Below are 14,216 nucleotides of genomic sequence, written 5' to 3'. Positions count from 1 at the left end.
TTAACGTTATATGTAAATAAAAGAGGAGTGTTCATAATTTAACATCAATATTTAGGTGTTAAATTATGAACACTATTTTTTTAATTAATACTCCTGTATTCCATGTTTTTGTGAATGATATTTAATCTTTGTAACTCTTTTTGAAAAGACTTGGAACCCTAAGAACTATTACTACACCTTTAAACTAACAAACTAAGCTACATATTAATAGTACAATTTTTATTGATGAAACATCTTATAACTTTATTAACCATTTTATTCATTCAATCCTCCTTATATGCTCAGAATATTACTGTAAATGGTAATGTCTCTGACCAATCTGGAGAACCATTGCCAGGTGTTGTGATTTATGAAAAAGGAAATCAAGCACATGGTACGACAACAAATTTCGATGGTAACTTTCAATTTGAAGTAGAAAGTACTTCAACTTTAGTGATTCGATTTGTTGGTTATAAAACACAAGAAATATCTGCTACTACAAGTCTAATTAAGATAAACTTAGAAGAAGATGCTACAGAATTAGAGGCAGTAGAAATTGTTGGTTCAAGGTCACAAAATAGAACTGTTACTGAAACTCCAGTTGCCATTGATGTTATTAACCTTGAAGAGGTAACAGCAGCTACTGGCCAATTAGATATGAATCAACTACTGCAATATGTTGCCCCATCTTTTAATGCAAATAGACAATCAGGTGCAGATGGTGCAGACCATGTCGATCCAGCGACATTAAGAGGTTTAGGTCCAGATCAAACATTGGTTTTGATTAATGGAAAGAGAAGACACCAATCTTCACTCATTAACCTTTATGGTACAAGAGGAAGAGGAAATACAGGAACAGATTTGAACGCAATCCCTATGTCATCTATCGAAAGAATCGAAATTCTTAGAGATGGAGCCTCTGCTCAATATGGTTCAGATGCCATTGCTGGTGTAATTAATATCGTATTGAAGAAAAATACAGATGGTGTAAATGTCAACGTTGGTACGGGTGTAACTTCTGAAGGAGATGGAGCGACCGGAAATGTTGATGTCAATTATGGTACAAAATTAGGAGATAACGGAGGTTTCGTAAATGTGACAGGCCAATATCAATATAGAGGAAGAACGAATAGAGTACCAGAAGGTCAAGAGACTTTTAGAAATTATATTGGTGATGCATTAGCTGAAGGTTATGGAGCATTTGTAAATGCAGCCCTTCCTGTTTCTGAAAACACTGAAGTTTATGCTTTTGGTGGATATAATTACAGACATGGAGAATCATATGCTTGGACTAGAGAATCAGATGACGATAGAAATGTTCCAGAAATTTATCCAAATGGATTTGATCCAAATATCATCTCTGATATCACTGACTTTTCGATTAGTACAGGTGTGAAAACAAAATGGAATGATTGGAAAATTGATCTAAACAATACATTCGGACATAATGAATTTAAGTATAATGTAAATAATACTTTGAATGCTTCGATGGGAATTAATTCACCAACAAGTTTTTACGCAGGTAAGCATTATTTATCTCAAAATGTAACCGGAGTAGATGTATCTAAATTTTACGATGGTTTCTTAAATGGATTAAACGTTGCTTTCGGTTCAGAATTTAGAATCGATACTTATGGAATTGGTGCTGGTGAAGAAGCGTCTTATACTAATTATTCAGAAGATGGTTCAATTCCTGGCGGTTCACAAGGTTTTCCAGGTTTTAGACCTGAAAATGTGGTTAATGCACATAGAACAAATGTGGCTCTGTACTTAGATCTTGAGACTGATATTACTGAAAAGTGGATGGTAGCAGTAGCAGGCCGTTACGAAAACTACTCTGATTTTGGAAGCACTTTTAATGGTAAAATTGCGACAAGATATGAAGTGTCTAAAGCTTTAGCTTTTAGGGGATCGTTTAGTACAGGATTTAGAGCTCCATCATTAGCTCAAAAATATTACAGTTCAACATTTACAGACGTAGAAGGTGGGGTAACTATTGATAAGGTAATTGCTCCCAACGATAGTGAATTGGCACAAGCATTAGGAATTCCTGAATTGAAACAAGAAAAAGCGTTGAATGCAAGTTTTGGTTTTACTGCAAATCCATTAGATGGTTTGTCAATTACGGTGGATGGATACTATGTGAAAATTGATGATAGGATTGTACTTACTGGTGCATTCACTTCTGATGACCCTGATATTGGCGATGAATTGGAAGCAATGAATGTAGGGGCTGCTCAGTTCTTTACAAATGCACTTAACACGCAAACTTATGGTGTAGATGTAGTAGTGGCGTATACTCATAATTGGGATTTACATACTATTACAACATCATTAGCAGGTAACTTTAACCATATGGAGTTAGGGGAAATTAATACCAATGAAAAGTTGGAGGGTAAAGAAGATATCTACTTTGGTGAAAGAGAGCAAATGTTCCTTTTAGCTTCAGCTCCTAAAAGTAAATTCAACTTTTCGGTAAATCATAATTACAAAAAATTCTCATCAATGATCAGACTGAATAGATATTCAGAAGTTGAATTAATGGATTGGGATGGAAATATAGATCATTATGCTCCAAGGGTTACAACAGATGTGGCTGTAACATATGCTTTGTCACAAAAGTTAAACTGGACTTTAGGAGGGAATAACATATTTAATGTTTATCCATCAAAACAAGATCCATTATCTACTGAGTCTGGAGGATATTACGATGCCGTTCAAATGGGATTTAACGGTGCATACTTTTACACTAAGCTAGGATTCAAATTTTAAATTAACCTACATCAAATAGTTGAAAACCCATGGATATTCTATGGGTTTTCTTTTTGAAGCTATTGTTCAATTGAGAAGTAAATAATTTGATCTTGGAAGGTAGTATTCGCCGTCTTTGATTCAGTTATCCACTCTTGGAATTTCTCTGGGGAAATTGTTTTGATTCCATTTTGGGTAGTCAATACTGGTTTTTGTATTGGAGTCTTACTGTAAATGATATATAAACGATTAAATAATCGATCTTTTCCCATGGTGGATAACCTTAGTTCATCAACATCTCTGCTTGTCAAGCCATTAAATTCAGAAGCTTTTTTACTGTCAAAGAAAAGGTACTTCTTGTCCGATTGTATTTTAGTGATCAATTCTTCATTACTTGAAGTATTAGAGTAGGGAAATAATCGATAAACCTGATCTTCTTCTCTCATATATATATTTATATAACCTTCTTTTGCAGAATTTACGGTAGTATATAAGCTTTGGTTTTCTTTAAATTGTTTTGTTTCACAATTACTTGGCTGATTACAAGATAAAAGTTCAACCTCAATTGGTACTTTCTGAGTAGTAATTGCTCTTCCTTTACCTTCTACTTCACAACTTAAATAAGGTGTTTGTTCTTGTAGGAACCAAGTGTAATTTACTTGTACTGTTTTAACCCATTCACCTTTTACAAGGGAAGAGTTTAAAGTAATCATATCTGTTCCGCTATTATCAATTTTTAGATCGGACCCACTTGCTATATTGGTACCGAATTCATCAGCTAAAGCTTGTATTTGAGCCTTCAATAGCAAATTCTGTTTGAATTCCGCCACTGTGATATTATTGGTTAAAGGTTCAGTTATTTTAGCTTTTACTTTTTTAATTTTCTGACCAAAAATGGGGTTGGAGAATAGTATTATCAATAATGATAAACTTAATATAGCTTTGATGTTGAATGGTGATAATTTCACTGTATTGAAATGTTTATTTATTTAATTGTTTTACTAATTTAGTGTATATATCAAGAAAATAACTTTTACATGAACAACAAAACAAGATTATTTTTTTTGTTCTGCTTTTTATTGACTGTTTCACTACAGTTGTCAACTTTGGCCCAAACTAAAAAGGAAAAGAAAGCAACTTTAAAAGAATTAAAAGGAAAGGCAATTAAAGAAGCAAAAAGACAGGCTAAGCTATTAAGAAAAGAGGGGTACTCAGAAATACCTGGAGATTTACCAATGGATTTACAACTAGAGAACTCTTACTTCGCTAAACTAGCTACTGATGATATGGGTAATCCTAAATTTTTTGTTTCTCTTCAAGAATCTAAAGCAGAGTCTTTTGCTGCAGCTAAACAAACAGCTTATCAATTGTGCTTAAATGAAATCGCTACTCAAGTAGGATCAGAGGTGATAGGACGAGTTCAAACAAAATTATCAAATGCTGAAGGTATTGAAGATGCAACCTCAGCAACAGAGGTAATTGGTACTTACCAAAATAACGTATCTTCTAGATTAGGGAGAACAACACCTGTTGTTTTAATCAAAAGAAAAGAAGGAAACCTAACATATATCACAATGTCTTTAAAATACCCTGTATCGGAAGCAGAGCGCATTGTTAAAGATGATTTAAGAAAAGAACTACTAAAATCGGGAAGTGTGGAGGAAGGAGAAATCGATGCATTACTAGATATTAGATAATTGGTTCAAAATTCAATTACAATACATTACTAGTCATATTTTGTAATACCATGTTTCTTTTTGATAACATAAGAATTAATGACCTTTGGATTAAGAAGAATATTTTACATGATTAAAAAGTTATTCTTTGTATTGTGAATTATCACTATAGAAAGAATAGAAGAATTTTTTAACTATTAGGGATAATAGTTGATCGAGATTATAATATACGAGTAGTAATGAAAGAAAATGGCTGTCCTTATAGGGTAGCCATTTTTTTGTGACTAGTATTTCTACTAAAATGACGAAAAAACACAATAATGTAATGATTTGAAACATAGTTGTAAGTAGAAAAGTGCGTTTTCAGCCACCTTTGTAAGGTCGTCGAACAATTCTTACAATTAATACACTCATTCTATTACTATGTTACAATCATTGAAATTAACTGATTCTACTTCTAATATTCTTCAAAAAGACTACTCTTCTAAAGAGAACCTAAGTAGACATAACCATCAAATTTTACAGATGTTGGTAGGGCTAAGTTTCGTATTTTTTTATTTTACTAAGGTCGATTACTTAATGGCTTTGCCTGTTTTTTTAATGCTATCTATGCATGTAAACTTGTACTTTATAAAGAAAAGGAAATTTGAGTACTCTAATTTTTTAAACATATCTGTATTGCTAGTAATCACTTCTGTGATAAGTGTTTTTTTGCCGTCTTCTAACATTGAAAGCTTGTTGATATTGACAACAATTGTTCACCTTATAGTACAAAGGAAAGAAGATATCTCAAAATGGTTTTATCCAGTAATTACTATCGCAAGTATAGGTTTAGTAATCGTTCGTTTATATTATCCATCTCAACAAGTTGTACTTCAATCATGGGAGGTGTTATTTATTCAATTATCGATTTTTATCATTATCGCATTTAGCATTTTCTCTTCAATAAGACAATTTGAAAAAAGAATTAAAGTGAAATCTAACGTATCTTTTAATACACAAGGACACTCGGGAAATGATAGTGACAATTTCTCAAATGATGATTTAGTTGTAGAAAATGAAATGTTGAAGTCTAAACTAAGTCAGCTTCATAAAGATTTTGAACAGGTAAATGCCAATGTTCTACTTCAAATGAAGAACAAGAGAAAAATCTTACAATCTCTTCAGGAAATCAAACAAAATTCTGATCAGAAAAAAGAATTAAACAAAGTCATAATAGATATAAAAGCACAGTTAGATACAGATAATAAACTGACACTTTTACAAGAAAATATCTCAGATGTAAGTGCGTCTTTCTACAGTGGACTTTTAAAGAAGTTTCCAAGTCTTACTAATAATGAAAGAGAACTATGTGCTTACATGAAACTTGGTCTTACTTCTAAAGAAATAGGAGAGATCAGAAATACGACTGAAAATGCTATTAATGTAGCGAAGTCGAGATTAAGAAAGAAAATGAATTTAGAAAATAATAGACAAATCAATAATGTCTTATTTCAGATTGAGCAGGTATAATTAAGTAGAAGTGGGCATCAAGTTGAGGATGTGATGCCTTATATAATTATTGTCAAAAAGTACTCACAGATTGTGCAGTACTTTTTTTTCGTTTTATCTTAATACTATTAATTAATAATCCTGTGATAACAAATAAGCCACCAAATATCTGAGCACCAACTATTTCTTCTCCTAAAATAAATGAAGCACTAGTTCCAAAAACAGGGACTAAATTCATAAATAAAGTACTGGTCTCTGCACCCATTTCTTTGATAGAAATAATCCAAAATGCTCCTGCTATTGCTGTAGATAATACTCCCATAAAAAGAATACTCCACAAATACTCTTGAGAAGTTGGGAATGATATAGTCTCGAAAGAAAGTGTATATATCATGAAGCAAATACAGGCAACAATTGTGACTAAATTCGTTAACCACAATGGAGAGATGTTATTTAAGTATTTCTTGATATAAACATTAGCAAATGAGAAACTTATATTAGCAGCAAGGATGTATAAATCTCCTTTTGAGAATGAGAAAGATCTTATAGTATTGATATCACCTTTTGATATAACCAGAAGGATACCTATAAAACCAAATAGTATACTAATCATTTCCTTCCTCTTTAACCTCGTTCCCAACATTGGTATTGATATCAAAGCGGTGTTTAAAGGAGTGAGTCCTATAATCAACACGCCATTAAATGCAGAAGTAGATTTAATTCCTTCAAGAAAAAGAACATTGTATAGAAATGCCCCAATTACACCCAAAAATATAATCGATTTCCAGTTGCTGATTGCTCTTGAGACATCCTCTTTTGATGGTTTTTTGATAAAAGCGAAACCAATCAAACAGATAGCGCCTAAGAAGTATCTATAAGTACCTGTGACCATAGGAGAGGTGTATTTTAAGGCCACCTGACTAATATGGAAGTTAATTCCCCATACAAACGTAGTGAAGATGAGAAAGAAGTAATATTTGCCTTTATTAGTTGAGTTCATATTATTTGTTAATGGAAGTAACGAAATGGATAATTGTAATTTATTGCACGGTTTTCGCAAACATACTTACTATTTACTATTATTTCATAAAAAGACTATTCCATGAGAACAATTATTATTAATGTTCTTTTGTTTTTGCTAGTATCTAATAATATTCTTGCTCAACAATCACAATACCGAGGTATGGTGATAAATAACAAAACAGAAGGTAGAGAAGCGAAAGTAGAATCAAATACTTATGCTCTCGTTATCGGAACAGATATCTATAATGATTACCCGAATCTATACAACCCAATAAAAGATGCAAAAGGTGTTGGAGAAGTTCTAGATAAAGGATATGGATTTAAAGTGACATACTTAGAAAATCCATCTTCCAATCAGGTTTTAAGTACATTAAGGGCTTATCATAATAAATTAAAGAAAGATGATCGTTTCTTGCTATATGTTGCAGGACATGGCGATTATGATTCTGTGTATTTTAATCAAGCTTATTTGATTTTAAGACATAGCAAAAAAACAGATATGAACAGACTTACGCATTTACCGTTTCATACGGTAAGTAAGATGTCTGAAAAGTTACCCGCTCAGCAAGTACTTATTATTGCAGATGTTTGTTATGGAGGTGCATTTAATAACCAGCTGTTAAGAAAGGTGAGTAGTGGTTATAGCACTCATCATGTTTCAGCATCAAAATTCTTAGAAGACCAACTAAAACATAAAAATAGATGTGTTTTAAGTTCTGGAAGATTAACCCCTGTAGCAGATGGTAGACCAGGAGAACATTCACCATTTGCAAAAATGTTGATTCACACATTAGAGAATCACCAAGAGGACAGTATTGTTACAGCATCAGATATTAAAAATGAACTTGCAACACTATCTTCAAAACCAACTTTAGGTTACTTCGGAGATAATTTATCTGTTTCAGAGTTCGTCTTTAAATCAGAGTCAAAAAAAGCTTCTTCAGAAGAACTATTGGCATTAGCTAAAGATGAATATCAAAGTGTTTTGATGAACCTAACAGAGAACCAGTGGAGTACAGGTATAGCACCACAGAAGAAGCTACAACATATTTTATCTTTACTACAAGAATCCAGTCAGTTAGGACATCCTGAAGCTTCTTTTTGGATTGCGTTGATAGAGAAAAAATATCAAGTGAATCATTTGAGTGATAATCAGATTGAATTATATGCAAAACAAGCTGTAGACCTATTTAAAACTGAAATTCAAAATGGGGATAATATTCATGAAGGAATGTTGGCAATACTTCAATCCGAAAATATCTATAGACATTCCTCAGATGAAGACGTAAAGAAATGGTTCAAGTCATCTATGGCCTCTGAAGATCCTTTGAGTTTTTATTATGCAGGTAAGTATTGTTTAAAACACAGGCAACTAAAAAGAGCATATCAATTCTATAAAGAAGGGGCTGGTAATGATGATGCTCTTTGTCAATTCGAATTAGCAAAATTAAAATATACTAGAAAAAATGACCTTTTTGCTTTAGGCTTGGAAACTGACGATTATATCGATTGGTTGAAAAAAGCATCAAATAATGGGTTGAGAATTGCAAATGAGGTTTTAATATCTATTGGACAAATAGAATAGAGCATATTATTATTTTATAATTCTTGATTAATTTCTAACTTAGAATAGTTAATTACTCTTACTAAAATAGATCGATTTCTTAAGATGACGATACAAGAACTTCAAGAAAAATATCAATTTAACAAAGAAACTCCTATTGTGATTGGTGATCGTTGTAAAGTGTATTTTGGAAAACTGAACAACGAAGATGAAGTAATCATTATTTCTGATCTTTCTCCAAGAATTATAAAAGAAGAACCCGTAGATAGTTATGAGGTGGGGGCTACCTTATCTTTTGATGAAGATAAAGTACCTGATAATCCTGATACTTTCGTTTTCGGTTCTGTTCAATATACAATTCGAATGTTGGAGAATTACACTAGTAATGTCATCGATGTCGTTCATAAAATTATTGAAGAAATTGACGAGAATAATCTAAGAGCTTTAGAAATTCAACTTCTTCATGAACTTAGGTTACCCGAGTTGGATCGTACACAAAAACTCTTAGACATTAAGAACCTTTACAAGCAAGGTTTATATGATGAGACCTTTAAAGCGATCGCTTACGACTATGCTGATGATATTCTGTTAGATGGCGATATGTTGTATTTACTCGGTGATATGTGTGAAAAAGGCATGGGTACATTCCAAAATAAGGAACAGGCCCTACAATTTTTTACTCGAGCAGCTGAAGTTGGAGTCACAAATGCAGGAAAAAGAGCTGAAATGATTCAACAAGAATTGGATGATTTAAAAGTAACTGCAGCAAAAAAAGAATCACAACCTGAAGAATCTGCATCAGAAAAGATCAATCCAACCGATACATCAAGATTAAAGAGAAAATCGGGTGGACCGGTTAATAGAAAGAGAGGATTATCAAAAAAGAACAAAATTAGATATTCCATTATCGGTAGCTTTTCATTTATCCTTGGGGCAATTTTTAGCTCTTTTGTGATACTAGCTATCGGAGGTGATAATTCAAGTCAGGAGCCAATAGCGACTGATGATGTAACCAACGAAAATAAGGATGAGGTCACTGTAAATCCAAGTGATGCTATCTTTGAAAGTATTGAGTCTGATGTGCTTAAGAATATGAGAGATCTTCAGAATTTTGGAGTGGCTCAGAAAAAATTAAATGATGCAATTAAGCTGATCGATCAAGGACAGGAAGTAAATACTTTTACACCTGGGCAAACCAAAAGACTAGATCAGTTGAAAGGGTATATCATGGGACAAATTTCTGATATGAAGGATAATGAAAAAGGAAACTTCACTATTAAATATATTCCTAAATCAACAGAATCAGTTGTAGCTATAGCCAACAGATATAAGATTCCAGAAAAGAATGTAATTGATCAAAAAGGGAAGTCAATTCCAATAGATTATACTTTTAAAGATGGTGAGGAAGTGAAGTTAAGAATACCTTCTTATTTCTTTAATCATAAAATTCTACCGGGAGAAAGTATAGGTACAATTGCTAATAAATACGATATCCAAACAGAAGATATTAAGAAGTTAAGTGAATTGTCTTCTGATGTTTTACAACCAGGACAAACACTGAGAGTTTATATTAGACAATAGAATATGTCTAAAACCAAAAAATCCCATTCACAATAAAGTGGATGGGATTTTTTATATCGTAACTAAATTATTTTCTTATTTAGATAGCATGTCTTGCGTCAAAGTTAGAGACAAACATAGATTTTCTACTTGAAATCTTAATTTGCTCATACATAACAGACATTTTTGATTGAAGAAGTTCTGAACCTTCTACTAATGGAAGACGAACATGTTTTTTACAGATTCCTGCTATTTCAAGACCTGTCTTAACACCTACAGGATTACCTTCTTCGAATAATGCATCTGTATAATCAAGTAATTCAGACATCTGAATTGTTGCTTGTTTTGTATTACCAGATAATGCATTATGAACTGTACTTCCAAATTCTTGGGGAAGAACATTTCCTAATACTGTAATTACACCCGAACCACCTACAGAAATAATAGGAACTGTTAAAGCGTCATCACCAGAGATATATAAGAAATCATCTGGAGTAGCAGAAATTACGCGCATAGCTTGAGTTAGATCTCCGCCAGCATCTTTTACTCCAAAAATATTTTTATGCTTAGACAACTCAACAATTGTATCAACAGTCATGTTTACACCAGTTCTACCAGGAACATTATATAATAAGATAGGTAGAGGAGATGCATCTGCAATTGCAGTATAATGTGCAATGATTCCTTGTTGTGAAGGTTTTACATAATAAGGACAGACAGATAATATTGCAGAAACACCACTTAAATCTAATGTTTCTAATTTCTCGATCACATCTGCTGTATTGTTACTACCAATACCAAACATAATTGGCTTGTTAGTAGGATTATTCGCTTTCACAAAGTCAAGAATCTCTCTTTTTTCATCTTTGGTTAACGTCGCACTTTCAGCAGTTGTACCACTGACCACCCAATAATCCACATCCTTCGTATGTTCCAATAACCTTTTTAAAGCTGGAAAATCAACCTTGCCATTTTCTGTGAATGGTGTTACTAAAGCGATGCCTTGTCCAATAAATGATTCCATGACTAAAAGTGATATATGTTTTCTTTGTGTATGTGTCTTAATTAATTAATACGATAGTAAAAATAACTAGTTGCTGTTAATAGCACAAAAATACAATAAAAAGAAAACCTTTTCGTAACAAGTTGTTATATTTATAACTTGAAACAAAATTAACATCCAATTTTTATGATTACAATCGCTGAAGCAGTAGAGGAAATAGTTCGTAAATCACCTTTTTTAGAAGAGGCAATAGTTGACGGAATCGTTAACTACACTGGTCTTGCACGCCAAATTATGCCTGAAGTGGAAGAAAAGCTTATGAAGGATGTGCAAATTGGCGGAGTTGTGATGGCTATCCAAAGACTCCGTCCAAAACTATCAAAATTAGATATTGAGCATGAAGTGTTGGATTATCTAAAGAAGATGGGGGAGATAATCGTAAGATCTGACCTAATTGATTATACTTTTAAAAATTCTCCTACCTTATTAGGAAAACAACAGGAACTTTTAAAAGTTATACAAGGAGAGAAAGATGTTTTTCAGGCATCATCAAAAGGTGTCTATGAAACCAACCTTGTAACAAGTAAGAAGATGTTAGATCAGCTTAATCAAATTTTTACGGGTGAAGAAATTATCAGTAAAAAAGAAAATTTGGCATCTCTTACAATGAGGTTACCACAAGACAATACTTCAGTTCCTGGTATTTACTATTACTTATTAAAGAAAATTGCTTGGGAAGGAATAAATATTGTTGAGGTAATTTCAACAACCAACGAATTCACGCTAATTTTAGATAAGAATGATGTGAATCGTACATTTGGACTACTCCATAACCTAGTTAACGACTAATAATTTCTACTATGAAAGAATTAACTCCTTTTGAGAGATGGGTGATTGAAAATAAAGGAACAGAACGCCCTTATACCGGTAAGTATTATTACCATACTGAAAAAGGAACATATACTTGCAAAAGATGCAATTCGCCACTATATAAATCAGATGATAAATTTGATGCAAACTGTGGGTGGCCTGCATTTGATGATGAGATTGAAGGAGCTATCAAAAAAGTGGAAGATCAAGATGGCGTAAGAACAGAAATTCTTTGTTCAAATTGTGATGCACATCTAGGTCATATTTTTGAAGGGGAAAACTTTACTCCGAAAAACATCAGACATTGTGTGAATTCTATATCTCTTGATTTTGAATTAGAATCTGTCAAAAATAAAAAGATTGCCATTTTTGCTTCGGGATGTTTTTGGGGAACAGAGTACTATTTTTTAAGAACAAAGGGAGTCATTTCTTGTGAAGTAGGATATATTGGAGGCCATGTAGAAGACCCAACATACGAAGAGGTGTGTACAGGTAAAACAGGTCATGCGGAGGCTGTTAGAATTGAATATGATGCGGATAGAATCAGTTATGATTATCTGGCAAAATTATTTTTCGAAACTCATGATCCTTCACAGTTGAATAAACAAGGTCCTGATATTGGAACTCAATACCGATCAGAGATCTTCTATATTGATGAAGAGCAAAAGAAAGCAGCACAAATCTTAATTGCACAATTGAAAGCAACAGGCCTTAAAGTTGTAACTAAGCTAACAGAGGCGACTATCTTCTACAAAGCAGAAGATTACCACCAAGATTATTATGAAAAGACGGCAGGGAAACCCTACTGTCATATATATACGAAAAGGTTTTAATGAAAAAGGCTACGAAATTTAATTCGTAGTCTTTTTTATGTTTTTAATGATTATTCATCATTGCCTTTTTTGTCTTTGTCGTGTTGTTCAATATGTTTTTTCTCTGCAGCTCTAATTACATCAATTTCTGATAAAGTAGACCCTTTCTCGTTGTCTTGTCCAACATGTTTAGGACTACCAACAATTTGTGAATTGTAAATACTTGTATGACCAGAGAACATATATGCAGTAATACATGCCACTGCAATAAAAACAGCAGATGGTGCACCAAATAATTCAATTCCCATCATGGTGCAAGCCATTGGAGTATTTGTAGCACCACTAAAAACACCTACAAATCCCATACCTGCTAACAAGGCAACTGGTAAAGAAATATGAGTGGATAAGAAACTACCTAATGTTGAACCTATATAAAATAATGGTGTTACTTCACCACCTTTAAAACCAGCTCCTAAAGTAAAAGATGTGGTTAGTGTTTTCATTAAGAAGTCATACCAATCCATTTGTGTTGTAAATGAATCTACGATTACAGGAACACCTAAACCGAAATATTTTAAATCATAATTAGCATAATCAAAACCATGATTAAAGTTAAGAATAACAATGAAAATGGCTAATACCAACCCACCAATGACAGGTCTTAAAGGAGGGTATGAAACCTTAGATTTAAATAGATTACCCCAAAAATGATTGGCTTTTGAAAATAACATACCTGTAAGGCCAAAAGCGACACCAGCAAGTACGCATAATAATAGATTTTCTAAAGTCATTTCAGGGATCACCTCTGTTGGAATCAAGTATTCAGTATGTGAAATGCCAAAATAATGACCTACATGATGTGTTGCATAATTGGCTACAATCGCAGTAAAGAAACTAGGGAAAATAGCTTCGTAACGCATGCGTCCAATAATATATACTTCTAAACCAAAGATTGCTCCTGCTAGAGGTGTTCCAAAAACAGATGAAAAACCTGCTGCAATACCTGTAATAATCAGTATTTTTCTATCGTACTTATCGAGTTTGAAGATTTTTGTAAACTGATCTGCTATAGCTCCACCCATTTGAACTGCCGTACCCTCTCGACCTGCTGACCCACCGAAAAGGTGAGTGGCAATAGTGGCAACAGTTACTAAAGGAGCCATTTTTAAAGGTATAATTCGGTTGGGTTTTGTAATTTCATCTAACAATTGGTTATTACCTTTAACCACCGATTGTCCAAGGTAATGATAACATGCCCCGATAAGAAAACCACCAGCAGGTAGTGCAAAAATAATCCATTGATGACCACCTCTCCATTCAGTAGCCCAATGTAATCCCCATAAAAATAATGCTGATCCAATACCGGTCAATCCACCCACAAGAGTACCAATGAGTACCCATTTCAATATATAGAGAACAACAGGGAATTGTTCTACTTTTTTCACCCATTTAGGTAATTGCTCATGAGTATACCCCAAAAAAGCCAT

At 33.1% G+C, this 14,216-nt stretch carries 11 protein-coding genes; 7 read left to right on the top strand and 4 right to left on the bottom strand.

Features of this window, described 5'->3' with window-relative positions:
• Positions 1 to 225: 225 nt before the first annotated feature.
• The gene (locus tag QL232_RS11830; RefSeq protein WP_281614272.1) at positions 226 to 2,751 is read left to right on the top strand and encodes a TonB-dependent receptor; all 2,526 of its coding nucleotides are present in this window, start codon (positions 226 to 228) and stop codon (positions 2,749 to 2,751) included.
• A gap of 59 nt (positions 2,752 to 2,810) precedes the next feature.
• On the opposite strand, the gene QL232_RS11825 is transcribed toward QL232_RS11830, so the two are convergent.
• Positions 2,811 to 3,698 carry a hypothetical protein gene (locus tag QL232_RS11825; RefSeq protein ID WP_281614271.1) on the bottom strand — a complete coding sequence of 296 codons (888 nt, stop codon included), beginning with the start codon at positions 3,696 to 3,698 and terminating at the stop codon, positions 2,811 to 2,813.
• Between the two features lie 69 nt (positions 3,699 to 3,767).
• Here QL232_RS11825 and QL232_RS11820 point away from each other — a divergent pair, with 69 nt between their 5' ends.
• Both QL232_RS11820 and QL232_RS11815 read left to right on the top strand, forming a co-directional pair.
• Positions 3,768 to 4,427: a hypothetical protein gene (locus QL232_RS11820; RefSeq protein WP_281614270.1), complete on the top strand. Its 660-nt coding sequence runs from the start codon at positions 3,768 to 3,770 to the stop codon at positions 4,425 to 4,427.
• Positions 4,428 to 4,829: 402 nt separating this feature from the next.
• Positions 4,830 to 5,918 (top strand): LuxR C-terminal-related transcriptional regulator, encoded by a 1,089-nt coding sequence (locus QL232_RS11815; protein WP_281614269.1) that lies wholly within the window; start codon positions 4,830 to 4,832, stop codon positions 5,916 to 5,918.
• Between the two features lie 52 nt (positions 5,919 to 5,970).
• On the opposite strand, the gene QL232_RS11810 is transcribed toward QL232_RS11815, so the two are convergent.
• The gene (locus QL232_RS11810) at positions 5,971 to 6,897 is read right to left on the bottom strand and encodes a DMT family transporter (RefSeq protein ID WP_281614268.1); all 927 of its coding nucleotides are present in this window, start codon (positions 6,895 to 6,897) and stop codon (positions 5,971 to 5,973) included.
• Positions 6,898 to 6,999: 102 nt separating this feature from the next.
• Between QL232_RS11810 and QL232_RS11805 the strand changes: the two genes are divergently transcribed.
• Together QL232_RS11805 and QL232_RS11800 are read left to right on the top strand one after the other, a co-directional pair.
• Entirely contained in the window at positions 7,000 to 8,505 is a 1,506-nt protein-coding gene (locus QL232_RS11805; RefSeq protein WP_281614267.1) for a caspase family protein, read from the top strand.
• An 84-nt stretch (positions 8,506 to 8,589) separates the two neighbouring features.
• Positions 8,590 to 10,065, top strand: a complete 1,476-nt coding sequence (locus tag QL232_RS11800) for a LysM peptidoglycan-binding domain-containing protein (protein WP_281614266.1) — start codon at positions 8,590 to 8,592, stop codon at positions 10,063 to 10,065.
• 79 nt (positions 10,066 to 10,144) lie between these two features.
• Here QL232_RS11800 and dapA read toward each other — a convergent pair whose 3' ends face one another.
• On the bottom strand, positions 10,145 to 11,068 hold the full coding sequence (gene dapA / locus QL232_RS11795) for a 4-hydroxy-tetrahydrodipicolinate synthase (protein WP_168883352.1): 924 nt from the start codon (positions 11,066 to 11,068) through the stop codon (positions 10,145 to 10,147).
• A gap of 165 nt (positions 11,069 to 11,233) precedes the next feature.
• Between dapA and QL232_RS11790 the strand changes: the two genes are divergently transcribed.
• Both QL232_RS11790 and QL232_RS11785 read left to right on the top strand, forming a co-directional pair.
• Positions 11,234 to 11,896, top strand: coding sequence for an aspartate kinase (locus QL232_RS11790; protein ID WP_168883351.1), 663 nt, complete (start codon positions 11,234 to 11,236; stop codon positions 11,894 to 11,896).
• A gap of 11 nt (positions 11,897 to 11,907) precedes the next feature.
• Positions 11,908 to 12,750, top strand: a complete 843-nt coding sequence (locus tag QL232_RS11785; RefSeq protein ID WP_281614265.1) for a bifunctional methionine sulfoxide reductase B/A protein — start codon at positions 11,908 to 11,910, stop codon at positions 12,748 to 12,750.
• Positions 12,751 to 12,800: 50 nt separating this feature from the next.
• Here QL232_RS11785 and QL232_RS11780 read toward each other — a convergent pair whose 3' ends face one another.
• On the bottom strand, positions 12,801 to 14,216 hold the full coding sequence (locus tag QL232_RS11780) for a voltage-gated chloride channel family protein (protein ID WP_281614264.1): 1,416 nt from the start codon (positions 14,214 to 14,216) through the stop codon (positions 12,801 to 12,803).

It is taken from the genome of Flammeovirga sp. SubArs3, from assembly GCF_947387565.1.
Lineage (GTDB): Bacteria > Bacteroidota > Bacteroidia > Cytophagales > Flammeovirgaceae > Flammeovirga > Flammeovirga agarivorans.
The sequence above is the reverse complement of the archived record's forward strand: the minus strand, read 5'-3'. Positions and strand labels throughout refer to the sequence as shown.

Bases quoted from the DNA above. Each gene is read 5' to 3' on its own strand.
- QL232_RS11830 (WP_281614272.1), top strand. From the start codon at position 226: ATGAAACATCTTATAACTTTATTAACCATTTTATTCATTCAATCCTCC.
- QL232_RS11820 (WP_281614270.1), top strand. From the start codon at position 3,768: ATGAACAACAAAACAAGATTATTTTTTTTGTTCTGCTTTTTATTGACT.
- QL232_RS11815 (WP_281614269.1), top strand. From the start codon at position 4,830: ATGTTACAATCATTGAAATTAACTGATTCTACTTCTAATATTCTTCAA.
- QL232_RS11810 (WP_281614268.1), bottom strand. From the start codon at position 6,897: ATGAACTCAACTAATAAAGGCAAATATTACTTCTTTCTCATCTTCACT.
- QL232_RS11805 (WP_281614267.1), top strand. From the start codon at position 7,000: ATGAGAACAATTATTATTAATGTTCTTTTGTTTTTGCTAGTATCTAAT.
- QL232_RS11800 (WP_281614266.1), top strand. From the start codon at position 8,590: ATGACGATACAAGAACTTCAAGAAAAATATCAATTTAACAAAGAAACT.
- dapA (WP_168883352.1), bottom strand. From the start codon at position 11,068: ATGGAATCATTTATTGGACAAGGCATCGCTTTAGTAACACCATTCACA.
- QL232_RS11790 (WP_168883351.1), top strand. From the start codon at position 11,234: ATGATTACAATCGCTGAAGCAGTAGAGGAAATAGTTCGTAAATCACCT.
- QL232_RS11785 (WP_281614265.1), top strand. From the start codon at position 11,908: ATGAAAGAATTAACTCCTTTTGAGAGATGGGTGATTGAAAATAAAGGA.
- QL232_RS11780 (WP_281614264.1), bottom strand. From the start codon at position 14,216: ATGGCTTTTTTGGGGTATACTCATGAGCAATTACCTAAATGGGTGAAA.